This window comes from Allobosea sp. CCNWLY174 (genome assembly GCF_037120455.1).
In the GTDB taxonomy this organism is placed as follows: domain Bacteria; phylum Pseudomonadota; class Alphaproteobacteria; order Rhizobiales; family Beijerinckiaceae; genus Allobosea; species Allobosea lupini.
The window spans coordinates 1-503 of the sequence record NZ_JBBBBQ010000030.1; the positions used below are offsets into that span (position 1 = coordinate 1).

Consider the following 503-nt stretch of genomic DNA (forward strand, 5'->3'; position numbering starts at 1 on the left):
CGCAGGCCCGAGAGCGAGGTGTCGGCGACAAGTGCCAGGCACTCGCGCGTGTAATCGTCGACGATGGCGAGCACCCTGAAACGGCGACCGTCCGAGATCGTGTCGGAGAGAAAATCGAGGCTCCAGCGCACATTGGCCCGATCAGGCAGGAGCATGGGCCTGCGCGTGCCCAGTGCTCGTTTGCGGCCGCCGCGTCGACGCACCTGCAGCTTCTCCTCGCGATAGAGCCGCCGCAGCTTCTTCTGGTTCATCACGATGCCCTGGCGGTCCCGCATGATGTGGATCCTGCGCTAACCGAACCGCCGGCGCTCTCCTGCCACGGCCTTCATCGCCTCACGCAACAGGGCATCGTCCGGCCGGATGCTCGTGTAGCGCACCGCCGAGCGATCGATCGTCAAGGCCTGGCACGTCCGACGCTGGCTCACTGCATGCACCGTGCAGGCATGAGCCACCGCCTTCCGCTTCGCGTCGGGCGTCACCATTGTTTTGCGGCGACGTCCTTC

General features: G+C 66.0%; 1 pseudogene. It reads right to left on the reverse strand.

The features are described 5' to 3' along the window. Positions 1-503: pseudogene (locus tag V7S63_RS28710) on the reverse strand (transposase family protein); the annotation flags it as partial.